Source organism: Chromohalobacter sp. HP20-39 (genome assembly GCF_033052815.1).
Lineage (GTDB): Bacteria > Pseudomonadota > Gammaproteobacteria > Pseudomonadales > Halomonadaceae > Chromohalobacter.
This window is the reverse complement of the sequence record NZ_JAWHTP010000002.1, coordinates 361,066-381,578: the sequence shown is the minus strand read 5'-3', so window position 1 is coordinate 381,578 and position 20,513 is coordinate 361,066. Positions and strand designations below refer to the sequence as shown.

The following is a 20,513-nucleotide window of genomic DNA, read 5'->3' as shown; positions in this document are numbered from 1 at the left end:
CGCGTGCGGCGCCTAGCGTCGACTACCTTTCTCACGTAGCTGCTGGATGGTGCGCAACTGAGCCACGGCTTCTGCTAGTTCGGCAGCCGCTCGGGTGTAGTCGAGATCGGACTGCTTGTCGCCCATGGACCGCAAGGCCTCCTGGCGTGCCTCTTCGGCGGCAGCCTCGTCGAGATCATGTGCCCGCGTGGCCGTATCGGCCAGTACCGAAACTACGTCCGGCTGGACCTCCAGGAAGCCACCGGTGACGAAGTACACTTCTTCCTCGCCATCTTCGCGCGTCACGCGTACTGGCCCCGGCTTGAGCTCGGTGAGCAGCGGTGCGTGGCCACGCAGAATACCCAGATCGCCCGACACGCCGGCCGCCACTAGCTGCTCGGCGTTGCCGGAGAAGATGGCCTTCTCGGCACTGACGATGTCGCATTGGAAGCTAGCCATCGCTATCTCCTCGTTCATGGAAGCATCGGATCCGGCGCGCCTCACGCGGCAGCGCCGGTCCTGCACTCCCTAATGGGCATGGCCTTACTTCATGTTACTGGCTTTCTCGACGGCTTCGTCGATGGTGCCAACCATGTAGAAGGCTTGTTCGGGCAGTTCGTCGTACTCACCGTCGAGGATGCCCTGGAAACCACGGATGGTCTCCTTGAGGGAGACGTACTTGCCGGGCGCCCCGGTGAACACCTCGGCGACGAAGAACGGCTGCGACAGGAAGCGCTGGATCTTACGCGCCCGTGCCACGGTCAGTTTGTCTTCGTCGGCCAGCTCGTCCATCCCCAGGATGGCGATGATGTCCTTGAGCTCCTTGTAGCGCTGCAGCACGCCCTGCACACCGCGTGCGGTGTTGTAGTGATCTTCGCCGACGGTCAGCGGATCGAGCTGGCGCGAGGTGGAGTCCAGCGGATCGATGGCCGGGTAAATGCCCAGTTCGGCGATGGAACGCGCCAGTACTACGGTGGCATCCAGGTGCGAGAAGGTTGTCGCCGGTGACGGGTCGGTCAAATCGTCCGCCGGGACGTAAACCGCCTGCACGGAGGTGATGGAGCCCGTCTTGGTCGAGGTGATGCGCTCCTGCAACACGCCCATTTCCTCGGCCAGGGTCGGCTGGTAGCCCACCGCGGAGGGCATACGGCCCAGCAGTGCCGAGACCTCGGTGCCCGCCAGAGTGTAACGGTAGATGTTGTCGACGAACAACAACACGTCGCGCCCGTCATCGCGGAACTTCTCGGCGATGGTGAGGCCGGTGAGGGCCACACGCAGACGGTTCCCGGGCGGCTCGTTCATCTGGCCATAGACCAGCGAGACCTTGTCGAGGACGTTGGAGTCCTTCATCTCATGGTAGAAGTCGTTACCCTCACGGGTACGCTCCCCCACCCCGGCGAAGACGGAATACCCGCTGTGCTCGGTGGCGATGTTACGGATCAACTCCATCATGTTGACGGTCTTGCCGACACCGGCACCGCCGAACAGACCGACCTTGCCGCCCTTGGCGAACGGGCATACCAGGTCGATGACCTTGATGCCGGTTTCCAGGAGCTCGTTGGACGTTGCTTGATCCGCGTAGCCCGGCGCCTTGCGGTGGATCGGCATGCGTTCGTCTTCGCCGATCTCGCCGGCTTCGTCGATAGGCTCGCCGAGCACGTTCATGATGCGCCCCAGCGTGGCCTTGCCCACCGGCACCGAAATCGCCGCCCCGGTATTGGCGACATCGAGGCCGCGCTTTAGGCCTTCGGTGGTGCCCATGGCGATGGCACGCACGACGCCGTCACCCAGCTGTTGCTGCACTTCCATGATGGTCTCGGTTTCCGAGACCTTCAGCGCGTCGTAGACCTTGGGCACTTCGTCCCGCGGAAACTCTACGTCAATCACCGCGCCGATGATTTGTACGATACGTCCGCTCATGTTGGTTCCTCTAATACCTGCAAATGAAACCTGTTTCGCCTGGACCCCGAGGCAACCCACGCGTGTGGGGCCTCGGTGGGACCTGCGTCGTCATACGGCGGCGGCGCCGCCGACGATCTCCGAAATTTCCTGGGTGATCGCGGCCTGACGGGCCTTGTTATAGACCAACTCCAGATCATCGATCAGATTGCCGGCATTGTCGGTCGCGTTCTTCATCGCGATCATCCGCGCCGCCTGTTCGCAGGCCGCATTCTCGACCACAGCCTGGTACACCTGGGATTCCACATAGCGCACCAGCAAATGATCGAGCAGGGTCTTGGCGTCCGGCTCATACAGGTAGTCCCAGCTGCCGCTGGCACGTGTCTCTTCTTCGTCGTCATCCGCCTCGCCTACCAAGGGGAGCAACTGACGTACGATCGGCTTTTGCGTCATGGTGTTGACGAATTCGTTATGCACCACGTAAAGCCGATCCAGTTGTCCCTCATCGAAGGCCTTCAGCATGACGCTGACGCTCCCGATCAGGTCATCGACGGCCGGGGCCTCGCCCAGACCGCTCTTGCCTGCCACCAAATTGCCGCCATGGTTGCCAAAGAACACATTGGCCTTGGAGCCGATGGCCGCGTAATCGACCTCGACGTCCTGTTCATGCCAATACTTGGCTTCACGCGTCACGGCCTTGAACACGTTGACGTTCAGGCCGCCGGCCAGACCGCGGTCGCTGGAGACCACGATATACCCCACGCGCTTCACTTCACGCTCGACCATGTACTCATGACGATACTCGGGGTTGGCCTTGGCAATATGGCTCACCACGCGCCGAATCAGCTTGGCATATGGCTGGCTGGCCGTCATGCGCTCCTGAGCCTTGCGCATCTTCGACGCAGCGACCATCTCCATGGCGCTGGTGATCTTCTGCGTGTTCTTGATGCTCCCGATCTGGGTGCGAATCTCTTTTGCAGCTGCCATCTCGATCTCACCCTCTTGCGAGCCGCTCAGCCGGAATGCCGGCCCGGTATGCCACCGGGCCTTGCATCACCAGGTCTGAGTGGACTTGAACGTCTCGAGGCCGGACTTGAGGCCCTGCTTGATGTCGTCGTCGTAATTGCCGGTCTGATTGATCTTGTCCATCAGCTCGGCATGCTCGGATTTCATGTACGCATGCAGCGCCTTTTCGAAATCCAGCACCTTATTGACCTCAACATCTTCCAGGAAACCTTCGTTGGCGGCATACAGCGTTACCGCCATTTCAGCCACCGACAGCGGTGAATACTGATTCTGCTTCATCAGCTCGGTGACGCGCTGTCCATGCTCAAGCTGCTTGCGGGTCGCTTCGTCAAGATCCGAGGCGAACTGCGAGAAGGCCGCCAGTTCACGGTACTGGGCCAAGGCCAGACGCACGGTCCCGCCAAGCTTCTTGATGATTTTGGTCTGCGCCGAGCCACCCACACGCGATACCGACAGACCCGCGTTGATCGCCGGACGTACCCCAGAGTTGAAGAGGTTGGTCTCGAGGAAGATCTGACCGTCGGTGATCGAGATCACGTTGGTCGGAACGAACGCGGAGACGTCGCCACCCTGGGTCTCGATGATCGGCAGCGCGGTCAGCGAGCCGGTCTTGCCCTTGACCTCACCGTTGGTGAGCTTCTCGACATGATCGACGTTGATACGCGCGGCACGTTCGAGCAGGCGCGAGTGAAGATAAAAGACGTCACCCGGATAGGCTTCGCGGCCCGGCGGACGACGCAGCAGCAGCGAGACCTGACGATAGGCCACGGCCTGCTTGGAGAGATCGTCGTAGACGATGAGGGCGTCTTCGCCACGGTCGCGGAAATACTCGCCCATGGTGCAGCCAGAATACGCCGCCAGGAACTGCATCGGCGCCGGGTCAGCCGCGCCGGCGGCGACGACGATGGTGTGTTCCATGGCACCGTGCTCTTCGAGCTTGCGCACCACGTTGGCAATGGTCGACTGCTTCTGGCCGATGGCGACGTAGACGCACGTCACCCCTTTGCCTTTCTGGTTGATGATGGTGTCGATGGCGATCGCCGACTTACCGATCTGACGGTCACCAATGATCAGCTCACGCTGACCGCGACCGATCGGCACCATGGCATCGATGGACTTGAGACCGGTCTGGATCGGCTCGTCGACCGACTGACGAGTGATGACGCCCGGCGCGACCTTTTCCACCGCGTCGGTCATCTTGGTTTCGAGCTCGCCCTTGCCATCGATGGGGTTACCCAGCGCATCGACCACACGGCCGGTCAGTTCCGGGCCCACCGGCACCTCGAGAATGCGACCGGTACACTGCGCGGTCATACCTTCTTCGAGTTGTAGATAGTCACCCAGAACCACGGCACCCACGCTGTCGCGCTCAAGGTTGAGCACCATGCCGAAGATGCTGCCGGGAAATTCGATCATTTCGCCGAACATCGCGTCGGCGAGACCATGGATCTTCACGATACCGTCGGAAACGCTGACCACGGTACCTTCGTTGCGGGCTTCGGATGCGACATCCAGCTTTTCGATACGCTGTTTGATGATGTCGCTGATCTCGGAAGGATTCAGTTGCTGCATGCCATGTCCCTCGAACTCAAGCGGAAAGTGCGTCGCGTAGACGGTTCAATCGACCGCGTACCGAACCGTCGATGACGGTGTCGCCGGCACGCAGGACCACGCCGCCCATCAGCGCACGATCCACCTGAGTGGTAATGGAGATTTCGCGGTTGAGACGCTTCTTCAGCGCAGTCGCGAGCTTGTCCTGCTGTGCGGCATCCAGATCGAAGGCGGAGACGATGGTCACGTCCACCCGCTTTTCTTCTCGAGCGCGCAGTGCATCGAACTGCTCGGCGATCGCCGTGAGGGCGGCGAGCCGCCCTTGTGAGCCAACGCTACGGAGGAAGTTGCGAAGCGACTCGTCGAGTTCGCCGCAGACGTCGAGCAAGAACTCCGTCTTCTGCCCCTGGGACAGTTTCGGGTTGCCCACGACCTTAGCCTTGAACGCGGCGTCAGACACTGCTTGTGCTGCCGACGCCAACTGTCCGGACCAAGCTTCAAGCGCCTTGTGGTCACGCGCATACTCGAACGCCGCCTTGGCGTACGGACGAGCTACGGTAGACGTTTCAGCCATGCCTCACCTCCTCAGAGCTCGGCCGCGAGCTTGTCGACCAGCTCACGATGCCTGGCTTCATCAATGGAGGAGTCGAGGATACGCTCGGCCCCCTGGATGGCGAGTGTCGCCACCTGGGCCCGCAACTCTTCCTTCGCGCGCTGGGTCTCCTGCTCGATCTCGCCGCGAGCGCTTTCGATCATGCGCTCTCCTTCGAGACGGGCATTGTCACGCGCTTCCTCGATCATCTGGTTAGCCCTTTTATGGGCTTGTTCGATGATCTGGGCCGCCTGCTCCTTGCTTTCCTTGAGCTGCTCGGCCGCTTGCTCCTCGGCCAGCTCAAGATCGCGAGTCGCACGGCTGGCCGCATCCAGGCCATCAGCGATCTTCTTCTGCCGTTCCTGCAACGCCTGCATGACCGGTGGCCATACATACTTCATGCAGAACCAGACGAAAACCGCGAAGGCTATGGCCTGACCGATCAGGGTTAGGTTCAGATTCACGCCAGCACCTCTCGCATCACATGTTGGGGGTTAAAGCCACCGTGGCCCTCGGGCCGCATGGTGGTGTTACCCGACAAACGGATTGGCGAAGGTGAAGAACAACGCGATGCCCACACCGATCATGGTCACGGCGTCGAGCAGACCGGCGACGATGAACATCTTCACCTGCAATTGCGGGATCATTTCCGGCTGGCGCGCGGCACCTTCGAGGAACTTGCCGCCGAGAATGCCGAAGCCGATGGCGGTGCCCAATGCACCCAGACCGATCAGCAGAGAGACGGCGATGGCGGTCATGCCCAGAACTTGTGCTTCCATGATTGACTCCAGTTTATTTCAAGGTTTAAGGGGTTGGGGTTGAGAAAACCGGTTAATGCTTTTCCGTCGCCATGCTCAGGTAGACGATCGTCAGCATCATGAAGATGAACGCCTGCAGCGTGATGATCAGAATATGGAAGGTCGCCCATGCGAAATGCAGAGGCAACTGCCACAAGCCGACCATGGCAATCAGGATGAAGATCAGTTCGCCCGCATAGAGGTTGCCGAACAGACGCAGCGCCAGCGACACAGGCTTGGCCAGCAGCGTCACCGCTTCCAGCAGGAAGTTGACGGGAATCAGCAAGGCTTGGACGAACGGATTGGAGGCGTTGAAAGGATGCAGGGTCAGCTCGGCCACGAAGCCGGAGAGGCCCTTGCTGCGGATGCTGTAGAAGATGATCAGGACGAAGACCGACAGTGACATACCCAACGTGGCGTTGATGTCGGTGGTCGGCACGACCTTGAAGTAGACATTATTGGGATCAGCACCGAACAAGGCGCCAATCTTCTGTGCCAGCATCGGCAGGAAGTCCACGGGCACCAGATCCATGAGGTTCATCAAGAATATCCAGCAAAAGATCGTCAGCGACAGCGGCGCGATCAGCTTGCTCTTGCCGTGGAACGTCTCGCGCACCGAGTTATCGACGAACTCGACCATCATCTCGACGAAATTTTGCAAACCGCTCGGCACACCGGTGGTCGCGGTCTTGGCGGCCATTCGGAACACCCACAGGAACAGGATACCCAAGCCGATCGACCACGCCATGGTGTCGACATGAATCGCCCAGAAGCCCATCTCGGTGGCTTGTTCTGCACTAGTGGCGAACGACCAGCCATTTTCCGGATGCAGACCGAAGGTCAGGTTCTGCAGGTGGTGCTGGATGTACGCCGTGGTCGTTAGATTGTCGCCTGTTGCCATTGAGTAAGCCTCGAGTTCAAGTGCGCGACGGTCGATGCAACAGCCAGGGTCCCAGCCAGTGCACCAACTGCGTCACCACATAAGCGCCAAAGAAGAAAGCGGGGTTTGAGGGAGGCACGGCCACGAATACCACGATGAACAATGCCGCCGTCAAACCGAACTTACCGGCCTCGGCTCGATAGAAACTCTTGACGATGTTACGTGCCTGTAATGCTCCTCGATGGCGAAAGGTCAACCAGGCGAAAAGAACGCTGGGCAACCAAGCCACTCCCCCCCCGAGCAATGTCGAGAGTGCCGCACCGAGCGAATGCCCGATAAATACGAGCACCGCCATCCCCAACGCAACCATCAACTGCAACATCAGAAGGGGAAATATTCGTGGGCCTTTGAGCCTGGCCGGTGCCGCTTTATGCATGGCGTCGGTCTCGCCGTCCTGTTCTTTACTGGCGTCATCGCCCAGACAAATCTCGGCGGATTATAGGGGAGGGCCCGATACCCTTCAACCGAGCATGCAGCGATTTAGCGCGATCTGGCTGACCTTTACCACTAAAGGGGCACGAAAAGACGACAAATAACGTTAACGCGCTAAACGTTGACTGCGGCATTTTGTCACACTAACCACGACTCGCGCGACGGCATCCCGTCATTGAATATGTCCCAGAATGCCGTCCAGTTCGTCGAGACTGGTGTAGCGAATGGTGACGCGCCCCTTGCCGGAGGCCCCATGCTGGATCTTGACCGGTGCCCCCAACAATTCGGCGAGACGCGTTTCGAGCCGTGCCACATCGGTATTGTCCGATGCGCGCGGTGTGGACTTGGCGGTCTCCTTGCCGCTGGCGTTTTGCTTGGCCAACGCCTCGGTCTGACGCACGGTCAGATCGCGTTCGACGACCTCGCGCGCGATACTACGCTGGCGCCCAGCAGGCAGGGTCAACAAGGCACGTGCATGCCCCATGTCCAGGTCGCCGCGTTCGAGCAACGTCTGCACTTCCTCGTCGAGGCTCAACAAGCGCAACAGGTTCGCCACTTGCGCGCGCGATTTGCCCACCGCATCCGCGACCTGCTGTTGGGTCAACTCGAAATCATCGAGCAACCGCTTCAGCGCAGAGGCTTCCTCTACCGGGTTAAGATTTTCGCGCTGAATGTTCTCGATAAGCGCCAAAGCGAGGGCGGCCTCGTCGCTGACCTCACGCACCACGGCGGGGATGACATCGAGCTCTGCGAGCTGCGCCGCCCGCCAGCGCCGTTCGCCGGCGATAATCTCATAGCGAGACTCGCCCATGGGGCGCACCACGATGGGCTGCATGACGCCCTGAGCACGAATCGAATCGGCCAGTTCCTCGAGCGACTCGGGCTGAATATCACGCCGTGGCTGATACTTGCCCCGGCTCAGTTGTCCCAGCGGCAAGCGCATCAAGCGCTCCTGCTCCTCGCTGGCAGCCGGGGCCTGAGCGGGTTCCAGCACGACGTCACCGACGATGGCCTCATCGCCGAGCGTGTCGCGTTGACGCGCGCCTGCACCGATCAAGGCATCCAGGCCGCGTCCCAGTGCGCGTTTGCGCGTCATAAGTCTTCCCTCGATTCGTCTCCCACTCGCCAGGGGCGCATCATAGCGCCAGGCGACGGATCAGTTCCTTGGCCAACACCCGATGGGCCTGGCTCCCCCGCGACAGGCGCGCATACTTGGTTACCGGTACGCCGTGACTGGGTGCCTCGGCGACGCGCACGTTGCGCGGAATGGTTGTCTTGAGCAGGGTGTCACCGAAATATTGGCTCAACTGTTTGCTGACATCGCGCGTCAGGCTGTTGCGCGCGTCGTACATGGTGCGCACGATGCCGTAAACGTTCAGCTCGGGGTTCACGCTGGCCTGGATCTGCTCAACGGTATCCAGAAGTGCCGAGAGTCCTTCCAGCGCGTAGAATTCGCACTGCAGGGGAATCAACACTCCGTCCGCGGCGGTCAAGGCGTTAACGGTCAGCATGTTGAGCGAAGGCGGACAATCGATGATCACCACGTCGTAGCTCTCGGCCACGCTTTCCAGGGCATCGCCCAGACAGCGTTCACGTCCATCGCGATCGAGGAGATCGACTTCGGCGGCGGTCAAATCACCATTGCCAGGCAGTAGAGCATAGCCGGCGTCGGGGCAATCGAGAATCACCTCGCTGGCACGGCGCCCGTCGAGCAACACCTCGAGCACACTGCCCTCGAGTTCGTGCTTGTCGACGCCGCTGCCCATGGTGGCGTGGCCCTGGGGATCGAGGTCGACCAACAGAACCCGCCTGTCCAGCGCCGCAAGGCAGGCCGCGAGATTGACCGCAGTGGTGGTCTTGCCAACGCCACCCTTCTGGTTGGTCAAAGCGATTATCTTGGTCACGATCGACTCCCATTATCGACAACGCCCGAAAACGGCAGCGCTGGTGGCATTCAACTACGTCGCAGGCGCACGAGCATACGTTGCGCCTCATCGCCCGGCACCGCCAGCCGGCGGTTTTCGACGAGCGTCACCTCGCTCGGCAAGGTGGCAAGCTCCGTGTCCACATCACGGCCCTTCATCGCCAACCATTCGCCATCCTCGGCCAACAAAGGGCCCGTCAACGTGAGGAAGGTCGCCAGATCAGCAAAGGCCCGCGACACGATCTGGTCGAAACCGCCATGCTCGAAGGTTTCGACTCGCGCTTGCACCGGCGTGACGTTATCCAGCCCCAACTCTAGAACGGCCTGGCGTTGAAAGCGTACTTTCTTGCCATTGCCATCGAGCAGGGTCACCGCCAGGCGAGGATCGAGTATCGCCAATACCAGGCCAGGCAATCCGGCGCCCGCGCCGACATCGAGCAACGTCGGGCCGCGCACGGCGGCCGCGACGCTGGCGCTATCGAGCAAATGGCGGGTGACCATCTGCTCAGGATCGCGTACCGCGGTGAGGTTATAGGCGCGGTTCCACTTGTGCAACAACGCGAGCAACGCTAACAGGCGCTCACGGGCAATAGCATCGACGTTGACCCCGAGCGCGGCAAGGCCGCTATCGAGACGCGCTTCACAAGCTGGTGTCATGCGTTGGCCGCCTGGAGGGACTGCTCATCGATCAGGCGACGCTTCTTGAGATGCACCAGCAGCAGCGACACGGCCGCTGGGGTGACCCCAGAGATACGTCCTGCCTGCGCCAGCGTCTCAGGCCGCGCGGCTTCGAGCTTCTGACGGATCTCGTGGGATAGGCCATCGATGCGTGCGTAGTCCAGATCCTCGGGAAGACGCAGTGTCTCATGGCGACGCAGACGCTCGATCTCGTCTTGCTGGCGCGCAATGTATCCCTGGTACTTGGCCTGGATCTGAACCTGGTCGGCGACGCTGGGATCGAGCGCGGGGGCGTCGTCGTCGAGGTCGGCATGCGTCAGTTCGGGCCGTTTGAGTAGATCCGCCAGGCGGTATTCACGGGCCAAGGGCTTGTCGAGCTTGCTTGACAGGCGCTTGGCCAGATCGCTCTGGGGTTGTACCCAGGTGTCCCGCAAGCGTTCGGATTCTCGGGCGATGGCCTCGCGCTTGGTGGAAAAACGCTGCCAGCGCTCGTCATCGACGAGTCCCAGTTCCCGCCCGATCTCGGTGAGGCGCAAGTCGGCATTGTCCTCGCGCAGCAACAAGCGATGCTCGGCTCGCGAGGTGAACATGCGATATGGCTCCTGGGTCCCCATGGTGATCAGATCATCGACCAGCACCCCGAGATAGGCCTCGTCGCGGCGCGGTGACCAGGCATCCTGTCCCTGGGCGCGACGTGCGGCGTTGAGTCCGGCCAGCAAGCCCTGGGCGGCAGCTTCCTCGTAGCCGGTGGTGCCATTGATCTGACCGGCGAAAAACAGGTTGTGGATAAATTTGGTTTCCAGCGAGTGACGCAGATCGCGCGGATCGAAGAAATCATACTCGATGGCATAACCGGGACGCGTGATGTGCGCGTTCTCGAAACCCTTGATCGAACGTACCACTTGGAACTGCACGTCGAAGGGCAGCGAGGTCGAAATCCCGTTGGGATAGAGCTCGTGGGTATCGAGGCCTTCGGGCTCGACGAAGATCTGGTGACTCGACTTGTCCGCGAAGCGGTTCACCTTGTCTTCGATGGATGGGCAATAGCGCGGTCCGACCCCCCCGATGACGCCGGAATACATCGGCGAGCGATCGAGGTTGGCGTGAATGATCTCGTGGGTACGGGCGTTGGTATGCGCGATATGGCAGTTCATCTGACGCGGATGCTGCTCCCGGCTACCGAGATATGACATCACCGGGGTCGGCGTATCCCCCGGTTGGGTCTCGAGTACCGAGAAATCCACGCTTTTGGCGTCCAGGCGCGGCGGTGTACCGGTCTTGAGACGGTCGACGTTGAACGGCAAAGCACGCAGGCGTTGTGCCAGGGCGTTGGAGGACGGATCCCCGGCACGCCCGCCGGAGTGATTGTCCAATCCGATGTGGATAACACCGCCGAGGAAGGTCCCGGTACACAGCACCACACTTTCGCCGTAGACCCGGATACCCGTCTGCGTGACAACGCCGCGCACCGTGTCGCCGTCGACGATCAGGTCGTCGGCGGCCTGTTGGAAGAGCGTCAGATGCGATTGGTTTTCCAGTTGGCTGCGAATCGCAGCCTTGTAACGGACGCGATCGGCCTGGGCCCGTGTGGCACGCACAGCGGGACCTTTGCGGGCATTGAGTACACGGAACTGAATGCCACCGAGATCGGTGGCATGCGCCATGGCGCCGCCTAAGGCATCGATTTCCTTGACCAGATGGCTCTTGCCGATCCCGCCGATGGCGGGATTGCAGGACATCTGGCCGAGCGTCTCGATGTTATGCGTCAGCAATAGCGTCTGACAGCCCATGCGAGCGGCAGCCAATGCGGCTTCGGTCCCCGCATGGCCCCCGCCGATGACGATGACATCAAAGCGGTCTGGGTAATCCACGTTACACCTCGAATCGCAGCGTATGGCTGCGGTCGTGCATGTCGGCAAGTCTCATCGTCAGGCGATGAAGCTTGGTAAATAGCCGGACAGTATAAACCCCTTGTGAGTAACCGTCAGGGTTTTCCACACATGGATTGCCAGTGGGATGGATCGCCATCGGGGTCTCTTATTAATAACAATATAGAATTTAAAAGAAGTTCTGTTGTTGTTGTTATTACTGGTCTCGGCAAAATCTGGGGATAAGTGGAAAAAACCGAGTATTGATGGCTTGTTACGCTGTTCATCCCTGATCGGAAAAAACGCAAATAGCCTGCGTGGGAGCGGGGGATGGCCTGTGGATGGAAGGGGGGCTTATCCACATGGCAGATCGTGCACCACTTGTCCCCAGCCCCATACCAGGGCCCCGCCCATAGTGGTCAACATTTGTCGGCGTTGCCTCTTAGCCCCTGCATGACGGGGCTGGTGGCGAGAATGAGGGGGGTGTGGCATCAATGTTATGCACAGGCAAAAAATCGCCCTGTGAAGACAGAAAGGAAGCGCGGCGACCCTGGGGGGTCGCCGCGTGATAGTGAGGTGGGAGTGCTACCTGGGCGCTGGGAACGTGAGTATTGAATACTCTGGTACGAGAGAACCTTAGTGCTTGAGAACGCGGGAGAGGAAGGACTGGGTACGTTCATTTTGAGGGTGGTCGAAGACTTCTTGTGGCGTACCTTGTTCGACGATACGGCCGCCGTGCACGAAGATGACGCGGTCGGCGACCTCGCGTGCGAAGCCCATCTCGTGGGTCACGATCATCATCGTCATGCCTTCGTTGGCCAGTTCGCGCATGGCGTCGAGCACTTCGCCGATCATTTCCGGGTCAAGGGCCGAGGTGGGCTCGTCGAACAGCATCAGGCGCGGTTCCATGGCCAATGCGCGTGCCAGGGCGACACGCTGTTGCTGGCCGCCGGAGAGTTGGCTGGGATACTTGTCGGCTTGATCGCTGATACCCACGCGTTCGAGCAGTCGATCGGCGATTTCCCGAGCCTTGGCGCTGTCGAGTCCGCGTACCTTCTCGGGGGCCAGGGTCACGTTGGCATGCACCGACAAGTGGGGAAACAAATTGAATTGCTGGAAAACCATGCCAACTTCAGTGCGGATGGTCTGCAACGATTTCCCGCCCTTGCCGTACGGTGTGAGCTCGTTGCCATCGACCACGATGCGACCCGACTGGAACTCCTCGAGGCCGTTGACGCAGCGGATGAGCGTCGATTTGCCGGAGCCGCTGGCACCGACGATGACGACCACCTCGCCGGTGGTTATCTCGAGATCGATATCCTGCATCACGTGCAGGCTACCGAAATATTTGTTGACCTTCTCCATATAGACGATGGACTGAGCCGTTGCCGGGGACGTCTCATGTTGGGTGTTGTCATTCATGGCATTGGCTCCTCATTGACCGACCAGACCACGGCGCTCGACCATGCGCAGGGCTAAAGAAAGACTCAGAGTGATCACCAGATAGAGCATGGCAACCATGAAATAGACCTCGAGCGCGGTGAAGGTGGTGGCGATATAGATTTGTCCTTGACGAACCAATTCACCCACGCCAATCACCGAGAACAACGAGGTATCCTTGATGCTGACGATGCCTTGATTGCCAAGTGCGGGAATCATGCGGCGCAAGGCTTGTGGCCAAATGATGTAGCGAAAGGTATCGACTCTCGATAATCCCAGGGACAGGCCCGCTTCGCGTTGTCCTCGGTCGATGGATTGCACACCACCGCGCACGATTTCCGAGATATAAGCCCCGGCGTTCAAGGCGATGGCTGCGATACCTGCGGTGACGGCGTCGATGGGACCGCCGATGATTTGTGGCAAGCCGTAGAATATGAACAGCACTTGGACGAGGACCGGCGTACCACGGAATATCTCGATATAAGTCACGGCGGGCCACCGCAGCAGCCTTAAAGGACTGATGCGCAACAAGCCAAAGAAAATGCCGATTAAAAAGCCGATGGCAAGCCCGCCGAACGAAATCAGCAGGGTCCAGGGGATGCCTTCGAGCAAGTAGGGTATGGAGGCGATTGCCGCCTGCCAATCGAACTGGAAAGTGACGTCCACGTCGGAATCTCCGGCGTGGCTCGCCAGCGCCCGGCGAGCCACGTGTCAATGTGAAGAACGCAATAGGGCCGGGCGCGCTATGGCTACCCGGCCCCGACATGTGGCAAAGAGCGATTACTGGCTATCGGGCATTTCACCGAACCACTTCTTGTAGATTTCAGCGTAAGTACCATCTTTCTTCATTGAGGCGAGCGCCTTGTTGGCGGGCTCGACCCACTGACTTCCATCAGTAAAGGCGATGCCGTATTGCTGCCCTTCATAGAGCGGCCCGACGACCTTGGCTTTGCCTTCCCCCTTGGTCTTGGCGAAGTAACCGACGTTGGGCGCGTCGTAGAACACCGCATCGACACTGCCTCCCATCAACGCCAAGTACATGTCAGCGCTGCCAGGATAGGGCTTGATCTCGGCACTGTCGCCGAGGTTTTTCTGGAGATAGTCGTAGCTGGTCGAACCGATCTTGGTACCGATGCGCTTGCCTTCGAGGTCGCTTAGCTCATCGATGCTTTCGTTACCGGCGGGTACCAAGATACGCAGGCCACTATCGTAGTAGGGGTTGCTGAAATCGACGACTTTCTCGCGCTCATCGGTGATGGTGATGCCGGCGATAGCCAGGTCGGCATTGCCGGTCTGCACGGCCGGGATGATGCCATTGAAATCCATCGTCCGCAGATTGAGGTCGAAGCCGGCGCGGTCGGAGATTTCGCGCAAGATATCCATATCGAAACCGACCATCTTACCGGTTTCCTTGTCCATCATCTCGAACGGGACGAAACTCGGATCGGTGACGGCGCTCAAGGTTTCGGCCTGGGTAACGGCAGATGCGCCAAGGCCCAATGTCAGTGCAGAAGCCAGCGAGAGAGATTTTAGAAGTGATTGGTTCATAGCGTTCCCCGATTGGTGTTGTTGATGGGACCGACTCTACATTGACGAGTCCTGCGGGGGGCGTCAAGTGACGGCGAGGGAACGTGAACGGAGTAGAGGGGGCATCCGCGTGGCGGACGCCCGAGGCGCTGCATGACCGCTCAGACGGCGAACGAGGCACCGCAGCCGCAGGTGGACGTGGCGTTGGGATTCTTGATGATGAAGCGTGCCCCGGCGAGGCCTTCCTCGAAATCCACCGTGGAGCCGACCAGGTATTGATACGAGAGTGCGTCAATGATCATCGACGCGCCGCCATGTTCGATGACGGTATCCTCGTCGCCCACATTCTCGGCGAAATCGAAGCCGTATTGGAAGCCAGAGCAACCTCCGCCGGTGACGTAGACACGCAGTTTGAGCCCCGGTTTGCCTTCTTCCTCGACCAGGACGCCCAGACGCTGGGCGGCGGCATCGGTCAAGAACATGGGCGCCGGGACGAACGATTCAGCCCCGCTCATGGGTGGCCCTCCTTAATCCATCGTGTGGCATATAGCTTCCCATTATCGTTAAAACCAAGCAAAACGGTCAACTTTGTATTGGCCTGGGGCGCTGACTACCACCCTTCACTAAGGTGTATGATAAAGCAAGTGCCGCGTCAGATCGCCGTGGTGACGCCGGGGCGTGACCCTATACCGCCCGTCATGTCCCCGGTGGAGGCCATTCGTTCATGGGGAGATATGGTGTGCCTTTGCGTCGGTTTCGACCACCGCTCAAGTGGCTCAGTATGGAAGTTTTTCGTCGTCGCTTGGCGAGTGTCGATGCCTTGCCGCAGTTATGTGTGCTGGGCGTCCTCTCGGGGCTTCTGACAGGCGGTTTGATGGTGGTGTTTCGCGGTGCGCTGGAACTCGGGGCGTTGGCCTTCATGCCGGGTGGCGACCCCGAAGCCTTCGAGCAACTCGCAGTACCGCTCCGCGTGGTATTACCGTTGATCGCTGTGGCGCTGATCGGCTTGTGGCTGTGGCGCATGCCGATGGGTGCCGGCAAGATCGGCATCGGGCACGTCATCGAACGCTTGACCTATCATCAGGGCAAGATGCCGCTACGCAACTGGATCACCCAATGGTGGGTAGGGCTGGTGGCCCTGCTGGGTGGGCTTTCCGCAGGGCGCGAGGGGCCTGCCATTCACCTCGGCGCGGCGGCGTCGAGCTGGATCGGCCAGACCATGCGGTTGCCGCACAACAGCTTGCGCGTGTTGGTGGGGTGCGGCACCGCAGCGGGTATCGCCGCGTCGTTCAATACGCCGATCGCCGGCGTCATCTTCGCCATGGAAGTGGTGATGATGGAATACACCATCATCGGCTTCATGCCGGTCATCCTGGCCTCGACCACCGGTGCGGTGGTTTCGCAACTGGTCTACGGTTCCCAGCCCGCCTTCTCGGTGCCCAGCGTGCAGTTGGCTTCGTTGTTCGACCTGCCCTGGATCGTGGTCACGGCCGTGTTGATCGGACTGGTGGCCGGCGGCTTCGTGCGCCTGGCAAGGCCCGCGACATGGCAAACGCGTCTGCCCGTATGGGGTCGATTCCTGGCGGTGGGCGGCGCGGTGGCGGCACTGGCTTGGTGGTATCCCCAGGTCCAGGGCATGGGCTACGACTCGCTGGAAGACATGCTCGTCGGTCAGCCGGCGCTGGATGTGCTGATCGCCTTGGCGCTTGGCAAGCTGGCGCTGACGGCTCTGGCCATCGCCTTCGGGGTGCCGGTGAGTATCATCGGGCCGATCCTGGTGGCGGGGGCGGCCATGGGCTCGTTGTGCGGACTGTTGTGGGCCACGCTGCTACCGGGGCTGGCTTCTTCGCCGGTGGTGTTCTCGCTATTGGGCATGGCTGCCATGATGGGCGCCGTCCTGCAGGCACCCTTGGCGGCGTTGATGGCACTTCTGGAGTTGACGCACAATTCGAGCATTCTGCTACCTGGCATGCTGGCAGTAGTCATCGCGGTGCTGGTGGAGCGTCAGGGCTATCACTGCTCGGGCTTTTTCATCTCCACGCTCGATAGTCAGGGTCTGCATCCCTTGCAGCGCCCGTTGATGCAAGCCTTGTCACGGGTCGCGGTGCCCGCCGTCATGGAACGTAGCGTGGCGCGGGCGCCGCGCGTGTTATCGCGGGCCCAGGCTCAGGAGCTGCTGGCCGGCAAACCCACCTGGTTGGTGGTCTCGCGCGAGGACGACAAGCCTCCGGTGGGGCTCAAGGCGGCCGGGCTGGCACGGCTCATGCTCGACGAAAACTGGCAGGATGAGGCCCGCTTCGATTTGCTGGAAATTCCCGGGCAGCGTGTCGATCTGGCGCCCATCTCCTTGCAGGCAACGCTCTCGGAAGCCTTCGAGCAACTCAACAAGTATGGCGTCGATGCGCTCTACGTCGAACACACCACGGCGCCGCTGATCCGCAAGATTTCGGGTATCATCACCCGCGACGCCATCGAGAACTACTACCGTAATAAATGAACCCGGTAAGGTTCCGAGGCATTTTTCAGCAAGAACGCAGGCACTAGCATTAAGGAATCGCCATGCATCAATTAATCTTATCGCTGCATCTGGTTGCCGTCATGACCTGGTTCGCGGCGCTTTTCTTTCTCCCCCGATTGTTCGTCTATCATGCCCAGGCGCGTGATCATGGCGATGACCAGGCGATAGGCTACTTTCAGCTCATGGAACGGCGTCTCTACAAGGGCATCATGCTGCCGGCGATGATTGCGGTGATCGTTTTTGGCGGGCTGCTGATCTATCTGGTGCCGAGTGTCATGAGTAATGGCTCGTTTCATTTCAAGCTGCTGCTGGTAGCGTTATTGATCGGTTACCATCATGTGTGTCTGGCCTATCTCAAGCGATTCGCGGCCTCGCAGTGTCATAAGAGCGCGGCATTCTTCAAGGCTTTCAATGGCATTCCCATTGTGCTGCTGCTGGCTATCGTCCTGCTCGTCATGTTCCAGCCGTTTTGATGGCGATGCCAAGATTACCGGCGGTGCTGGTGCTTGCTGGACACGACCCCACTGGCGGAGCGGGATTGATCGCCGATGCTGAAGCCATTCGCGCCTGTGGTGGCTGGCCATTGACCGTGGCCACGGCGCTGACGGTGCAGACCACGCGTGACGTGCAGCGCGTCATGCCGTGTTCGCGCGAGAGCATTGAAAGCGCCTGCGAGGCCTTGTTCACGGATATCGAGATCAGCGCCATCAAGGTGGGGCTGATCGCCGATCGTGAGTCCCTGGAGGCGGTCATCGCCGTGGTGCGTGCACATCCCCATTTGCCGCTGGTCGTTGACCCAGTGATGCGTGCCGGTGGCGGCAGCGCGTTGGTGCCCGATGACAACGTATCGCTGTTCCGCGAATGCCTGTTGCCGTTGGTGGATATCCTGACCCCCAATCGCCACGAACTAGCATGTCTGAGCGCAGTTTCCGGAAGCGAGGTGGACCGGGTGGTGGAGCTGATGTCGCTGGGTGCGCAAGCTATTCTGGTCACCGGAGCCGATGCCTGGGATGGCACAGCGTCGGCGTACGACGAGGTTGTCCACACCCTGCATACCCCCGACAATAGTCGCCAATGGCGCTGGCCGCGCTTGGCGGGCGATTATCATGGCTCGGGATGTACCTTGGCGGCCTCGCTTGCCGCGCGCCTGGCGTGCGATGAATCCTTGATCGAGGCCTGCAGCCAGGCCCAGCGAGTGGCGTGGGACAGCCTGGTGCATGCGCAACGTCCCGGGCGCGGCCAGGCATTACCCGACCGCCTGTGGCGATTGCCGCCCTTCGAGAGCGAGGTCACATGAGGCCAGACTGGACGCGCGGCATTTACGCCATTACCGATGCGACGCTGCTGCCGGATGATGAACGCCTGTTCGCGGCTTGCGAGCGCGCCTTGAGCGCTGCCCCGGCGTTGCTGCAGTACCGTGACAAGTCGGCGGATGCCGACAAGCGTTGGCGTCAGGCCGCGACCTTGGCCGGGTATTGCCACGACGCCGGGGTCCCGCTGATCGTCAACGACGATATCGCCCTGGCGGTGCGGCTGGGCGCGCGTTTCGGCACCACTATCGGGGTGCATCTGGGGCAGGAGGATGGCGCGTTGGGTGCCGCGCGCGAGGCTCTGGGACCGGCGGCTATCATCGGCGCGACCTGCCATGCACGCTTGGATCTTGCCGAGCGCGCGGCGGCCGAGGGCGCCAGTTATCTGGCTTTCGGGCGTTTCTTCGCCTCGCGCACCAAACCCGAAGCACCACCGGCGCCCTTGACGCTGCTCGACGATGCAGCGCGTTTCGGCCTGCCGCGTGTGGCGATCGGAGGGCTCGACGTCCACACTATGCGTTTAGCCCGCGAGGCCGGTGCGGAGCTGCTGGCCACGGTGCATGCGGTCTTTGGCGCCGACGACCCCGCCATCGCTATCTGCAGATTAAAAGCGAGTCTCGGTGACACGCTACAAAGCTGAATTATCCACAGGCTCGAGCGGAGAGTTGTTCGACCTGTCCAGAGAGTTATCCACATTTCTAGTCAGACACAGCCAGAGGAAGTCATGACCACGTCCGCACAACTCTTCGAGCAGGCTTGCCGTCACATCCCCGGCGGTGTGAACTCACCCGTGCGCGCCTTCAAGGGGATGGAGCGTGCACCGGTATTCGTGGAACGCGCCCAGGGTGCCTATCTCTACGATGTCGAAGGTCAGCGCTACATCGATTATGTCGGTTCCTGGGGGCCGTTGATCACCGGCCACGCCGACCCCGATGTGCTGGGCGCAGTGCGTGCGCGACTCGACGATGGGTTGTCCTTCGGCACCCCGACCGCCATCGAAACGCGCATGGCGGAGCTGATTTGCGAGATCATGCCGTCCATCGACATGGTGCGCATGGTCAACTCGGGCACCGAGGCCACCATGTCGGCGATTCGTCTGGCGCGCGGTTATACCGGGCGCGACAAGATCGTCAAGTTCGAAGGCAATTATCACGGCCATTCCGACTCGTTGTTGGTCAAGGCTGGTTCCGGGGCCCTGACGCATGGCGAACCCAGCTCGCCCGGCGTGCCGGCGTCCCTTGCCGAGCATACCGTGACGTTGCCCTATAACGATCTCGAGGCGGTGCGCGACTGCTTCGCGCGTCTGGGGGATGAGATCGCCGGCATCATCGTCGAACCGGTGGCGGGCAACATGAACTGCATCCCGCCGCAGCCCGATTTCCTCAAGGGCTTGCGCGAGGTGTGCGATGCCCATGGCAGCGTGCTGATATTCGATGAGGTGATGACGGGCTTTCGTGTCGCGCTGGGCGGTGCCCAGGCACACTTCGGCGTGACCCCGGACCTGACGTGCCTGGGCAAGATCGTCGGCGGAGGCATGCCGGTCGGCGCCTTCGGCGGAGCACGCGAACTCATGGAGCAGGTTTCGCCTTTAGGGCCGATCTATCAGGCGGGCACGCTGGCCGGCAATCCGTTGGCCATGGCGGCAGGGATCGCGCTGCTCGAAAAAATCCGCGAACCGGGCTTCCATGACGCGCTCGGCGAACGCGTAGCGACGCTGTGCGATGGCCTGGAAGCCCGCGCGGAGGCGGCCGGCGTGGATTTGATCACCCAACGTGTGGGCGGCATGTTCGGGGTCTTCTTCACCGCCCAGCAGCGTGTCGACAACTTCGCTCAGGCCACTGCATGCGATGCCGATATCTTCCGGCGCTTCTTCCTGGGCATGCTCGAGGAGGGTGTGTATCTAGCGCCTTCGCCGTTCGAGGCAGGCTTCATGTCGAGTGCGCACACGACGGCCGATATCCAGACCACTTTGGATGCCGCCGAACGGGTACTGGCGACATTGGGACAGGCCTGACAGGGCAGGTGAACGATG

The 20,513-nt window shown here is 60.9% G+C and carries 22 protein-coding genes; 5 read left to right on the top strand and 17 right to left on the bottom strand.

Annotated features, from left to right (window positions below; all coding sequences use genetic code 11):
• Positions 1–12: 12 nt before the first annotated feature.
• The 17 genes from RVY79_RS05315 to erpA all read right to left on the bottom strand — a co-directional run bounded on the left by RVY79_RS05315 (position 13) and on the right by erpA (position 15,168).
• Positions 13–438 carry a F0F1 ATP synthase subunit epsilon gene (locus RVY79_RS05315; protein WP_317462998.1) on the bottom strand — a complete coding sequence of 142 codons (426 nt, stop codon included), beginning with the start codon at positions 436–438 and terminating at the stop codon, positions 13–15.
• Positions 439–522: 84 nt separating this feature from the next.
• Positions 523–1,899, bottom strand: coding sequence for a F0F1 ATP synthase subunit beta (gene atpD / locus RVY79_RS05310; RefSeq protein ID WP_317462997.1), 1,377 nt, complete (start codon positions 1,897–1,899; stop codon positions 523–525).
• Positions 1,900–1,989: 90 nt separating this feature from the next.
• Complete coding sequence (gene atpG / locus RVY79_RS05305) at positions 1,990–2,865, bottom strand: F0F1 ATP synthase subunit gamma (protein WP_317462996.1); 876 nt, start codon at positions 2,863–2,865, stop codon at positions 1,990–1,992.
• 66 nt (positions 2,866–2,931) lie between these two features.
• On the bottom strand, positions 2,932–4,476 hold the full coding sequence (gene atpA / locus RVY79_RS05300) for a F0F1 ATP synthase subunit alpha (RefSeq protein WP_317462995.1): 1,545 nt from the start codon (positions 4,474–4,476) through the stop codon (positions 2,932–2,934).
• Positions 4,477–4,492: 16 nt separating this feature from the next.
• The gene (locus RVY79_RS05295) at positions 4,493–5,029 is read right to left on the bottom strand and encodes a F0F1 ATP synthase subunit delta (RefSeq protein WP_317462994.1); all 537 of its coding nucleotides are present in this window, start codon (positions 5,027–5,029) and stop codon (positions 4,493–4,495) included.
• An 11-nt stretch (positions 5,030–5,040) separates the two neighbouring features.
• On the bottom strand, positions 5,041–5,511 hold the full coding sequence (locus RVY79_RS05290; protein ID WP_317462993.1) for a F0F1 ATP synthase subunit B: 471 nt from the start codon (positions 5,509–5,511) through the stop codon (positions 5,041–5,043).
• 66 nt (positions 5,512–5,577) lie between these two features.
• Entirely contained in the window at positions 5,578–5,826 is a 249-nt protein-coding gene (gene atpE, locus RVY79_RS05285) for a F0F1 ATP synthase subunit C (RefSeq protein ID WP_011508579.1), read from the bottom strand.
• A gap of 52 nt (positions 5,827–5,878) precedes the next feature.
• Positions 5,879–6,745 (bottom strand): F0F1 ATP synthase subunit A, encoded by an 867-nt coding sequence (atpB, locus tag RVY79_RS05280; protein ID WP_317462992.1) that lies wholly within the window; start codon positions 6,743–6,745, stop codon positions 5,879–5,881.
• A 16-nt stretch (positions 6,746–6,761) separates the two neighbouring features.
• Positions 6,762–7,106: an ATP synthase subunit I gene (locus tag RVY79_RS05275; protein WP_317462991.1), complete on the bottom strand. Its 345-nt coding sequence runs from the start codon at positions 7,104–7,106 to the stop codon at positions 6,762–6,764.
• A 282-nt stretch (positions 7,107–7,388) separates the two neighbouring features.
• The gene (locus tag RVY79_RS05270) at positions 7,389–8,312 is read right to left on the bottom strand and encodes a ParB/RepB/Spo0J family partition protein (protein ID WP_317462990.1); all 924 of its coding nucleotides are present in this window, start codon (positions 8,310–8,312) and stop codon (positions 7,389–7,391) included.
• A 40-nt stretch (positions 8,313–8,352) separates the two neighbouring features.
• Positions 8,353–9,120 (bottom strand): ParA family protein, encoded by a 768-nt coding sequence (locus RVY79_RS05265; protein WP_317462989.1) that lies wholly within the window; start codon positions 9,118–9,120, stop codon positions 8,353–8,355.
• A gap of 50 nt (positions 9,121–9,170) precedes the next feature.
• Positions 9,171–9,797, bottom strand: coding sequence for a 16S rRNA (guanine(527)-N(7))-methyltransferase RsmG (gene rsmG / locus RVY79_RS05260; protein ID WP_317462988.1), 627 nt, complete (start codon positions 9,795–9,797; stop codon positions 9,171–9,173).
• Complete coding sequence (gene mnmG / locus RVY79_RS05255; protein WP_317462987.1) at positions 9,794–11,689, bottom strand: tRNA uridine-5-carboxymethylaminomethyl(34) synthesis enzyme MnmG; 1,896 nt, start codon at positions 11,687–11,689, stop codon at positions 9,794–9,796. The genes rsmG and mnmG overlap by 4 nt, the downstream gene beginning before the upstream one ends.
• Positions 11,690–12,322: 633 nt before the next feature.
• Positions 12,323–13,108: an amino acid ABC transporter ATP-binding protein gene (locus RVY79_RS05250; protein WP_317462986.1), complete on the bottom strand. Its 786-nt coding sequence runs from the start codon at positions 13,106–13,108 to the stop codon at positions 12,323–12,325.
• Positions 13,109–13,120: 12 nt separating this feature from the next.
• On the bottom strand, positions 13,121–13,792 hold the full coding sequence (locus RVY79_RS05245) for an amino acid ABC transporter permease (protein ID WP_317462985.1): 672 nt from the start codon (positions 13,790–13,792) through the stop codon (positions 13,121–13,123).
• A gap of 114 nt (positions 13,793–13,906) precedes the next feature.
• A complete protein-coding gene (locus RVY79_RS05240; RefSeq protein ID WP_317462984.1) occupies positions 13,907–14,674 on the bottom strand; it encodes a transporter substrate-binding domain-containing protein in 768 nt (255 codons plus the stop codon).
• Positions 14,675–14,814: 140 nt separating this feature from the next.
• Positions 14,815–15,168, bottom strand: coding sequence for an iron-sulfur cluster insertion protein ErpA (erpA, locus tag RVY79_RS05235; protein WP_317462983.1), 354 nt, complete (start codon positions 15,166–15,168; stop codon positions 14,815–14,817).
• A gap of 266 nt (positions 15,169–15,434) precedes the next feature.
• On the opposite strand from erpA, the gene RVY79_RS05230 reads away from it, so the two are divergent.
• From RVY79_RS05230 to hemL, 5 genes are all read left to right on the top strand, one after another.
• On the top strand, positions 15,435–17,150 hold the full coding sequence (locus RVY79_RS05230; RefSeq protein WP_317462982.1) for a chloride channel protein: 1,716 nt from the start codon (positions 15,435–15,437) through the stop codon (positions 17,148–17,150).
• 62 nt (positions 17,151–17,212) lie between these two features.
• Positions 17,213–17,644, top strand: coding sequence for a CopD family protein (locus tag RVY79_RS05225; protein ID WP_317462981.1), 432 nt, complete (start codon positions 17,213–17,215; stop codon positions 17,642–17,644).
• Complete coding sequence (locus RVY79_RS05220; protein WP_411161699.1) at positions 17,644–18,468, top strand: bifunctional hydroxymethylpyrimidine kinase/phosphomethylpyrimidine kinase; 825 nt, start codon at positions 17,644–17,646, stop codon at positions 18,466–18,468. The genes RVY79_RS05225 and RVY79_RS05220 overlap by 1 nt, the downstream gene beginning before the upstream one ends.
• Positions 18,465–19,121 (top strand): thiamine phosphate synthase, encoded by a 657-nt coding sequence (gene thiE / locus RVY79_RS05215; RefSeq protein ID WP_317462978.1) that lies wholly within the window; start codon positions 18,465–18,467, stop codon positions 19,119–19,121. The genes RVY79_RS05220 and thiE overlap by 4 nt, the downstream gene beginning before the upstream one ends.
• A gap of 84 nt (positions 19,122–19,205) precedes the next feature.
• Complete coding sequence (gene hemL / locus RVY79_RS05210; RefSeq protein ID WP_317462977.1) at positions 19,206–20,495, top strand: glutamate-1-semialdehyde 2,1-aminomutase; 1,290 nt, start codon at positions 19,206–19,208, stop codon at positions 20,493–20,495.
• Positions 20,496–20,513 lie beyond the last annotated feature (18 nt).

Bases quoted from the DNA above. Each gene is read 5' to 3' on its own strand.
- RVY79_RS05240 (WP_317462984.1), bottom strand. From the start codon at position 14,674: ATGAACCAATCACTTCTAAAATCTCTCTCGCTGGCTTCTGCACTGACA.
- atpB (WP_317462992.1), bottom strand. From the start codon at position 6,745: ATGGCAACAGGCGACAATCTAACGACCACGGCGTACATCCAGCACCAC.
- atpD (WP_317462997.1), bottom strand. From the start codon at position 1,899: ATGAGCGGACGTATCGTACAAATCATCGGCGCGGTGATTGACGTAGAG.
- RVY79_RS05225 (WP_317462981.1), top strand. From the start codon at position 17,213: ATGCATCAATTAATCTTATCGCTGCATCTGGTTGCCGTCATGACCTGG.
- thiE (WP_317462978.1), top strand. From the start codon at position 18,465: ATGAGGCCAGACTGGACGCGCGGCATTTACGCCATTACCGATGCGACG.
- RVY79_RS05220 (WP_411161699.1), top strand. From the start codon at position 17,644: ATGGCGATGCCAAGATTACCGGCGGTGCTGGTGCTTGCTGGACACGAC.
- rsmG (WP_317462988.1), bottom strand. From the start codon at position 9,797: ATGACACCAGCTTGTGAAGCGCGTCTCGATAGCGGCCTTGCCGCGCTC.
- RVY79_RS05275 (WP_317462991.1), bottom strand. From the start codon at position 7,106: ATGTTGCAGTTGATGGTTGCGTTGGGGATGGCGGTGCTCGTATTTATC.
- atpE (WP_011508579.1), bottom strand. From the start codon at position 5,826: ATGGAAGCACAAGTTCTGGGCATGACCGCCATCGCCGTCTCTCTGCTG.
- RVY79_RS05295 (WP_317462994.1), bottom strand. From the start codon at position 5,029: ATGGCTGAAACGTCTACCGTAGCTCGTCCGTACGCCAAGGCGGCGTTC.
- hemL (WP_317462977.1), top strand. From the start codon at position 19,206: ATGACCACGTCCGCACAACTCTTCGAGCAGGCTTGCCGTCACATCCCC.
- RVY79_RS05230 (WP_317462982.1), top strand. From the start codon at position 15,435: ATGGAAGTTTTTCGTCGTCGCTTGGCGAGTGTCGATGCCTTGCCGCAG.
- erpA (WP_317462983.1), bottom strand. From the start codon at position 15,168: ATGAGCGGGGCTGAATCGTTCGTCCCGGCGCCCATGTTCTTGACCGAT.
- atpG (WP_317462996.1), bottom strand. From the start codon at position 2,865: ATGGCAGCTGCAAAAGAGATTCGCACCCAGATCGGGAGCATCAAGAAC.
- RVY79_RS05250 (WP_317462986.1), bottom strand. From the start codon at position 13,108: ATGAATGACAACACCCAACATGAGACGTCCCCGGCAACGGCTCAGTCC.
- RVY79_RS05270 (WP_317462990.1), bottom strand. From the start codon at position 8,312: ATGACGCGCAAACGCGCACTGGGACGCGGCCTGGATGCCTTGATCGGT.
- atpA (WP_317462995.1), bottom strand. From the start codon at position 4,476: ATGCAGCAACTGAATCCTTCCGAGATCAGCGACATCATCAAACAGCGT.
- RVY79_RS05315 (WP_317462998.1), bottom strand. From the start codon at position 438: ATGGCTAGCTTCCAATGCGACATCGTCAGTGCCGAGAAGGCCATCTTC.